Source organism: Acinetobacter sp. ANC_7682 (assembly GCF_056779795.1).
The window spans coordinates 1-512 of sequence record NZ_JBWYIQ010000083.1; the positions used below are offsets into that span (position 1 = coordinate 1).

At 45.3% G+C, this 512-nt stretch carries 1 protein-coding gene; it reads right to left on the reverse strand.

Going from position 1 to position 512, the window contains the following annotated elements:
• Nucleotides 1-512, reverse strand: a 512-nt coding sequence (locus AC1M9D_RS14085; protein ID WP_481612446.1) for an EF-Tu/IF-2/RF-3 family GTPase, incomplete at both ends; no start/stop codon positions are given.

Here is a 512-nt window from a genome sequence, read left to right on the forward strand (position 1 = left end):
CGTCAGTTGTACGGAAGTAGAACTGTGGACGGTAACCGTTAAGGAATGGAGTGTGACGACCACCTTCTTCTTTAGAAAGTACGTATACTTCCGCATCGAATTTAGTGTGTGGCTTGATTGAACCTGGTTTAGAAAGTACTTGACCACGTTGTACGTCTTCACGCTTAGTACCACGTAAAAGTACACCACAGTTCTCGCCCGCACGACCTTCGTCTAGAAGTTTACGGAACATCTCAACACCAGTTACTGTAGTTTTAACTGTGTCTTTGATACCTACGATTTCAACTTCTTCGCCTACTTTAACGATACCAGTTTCTACACGGCCAGTTACTACTGTACCACGACCAGAAATAGAGAATACGTCTTCGATTGGCATCAAGAATGCTTGGTCTACAGCACGTACTGGCTCTGGGATGTAAGAGTCAAGCGCTTCAACAAGAGCAACAACTGCATCTTCACCGAACTGACCAGCTTCACCGTTAAGTGCAGCAAGAGCAGAACCACGGATAACT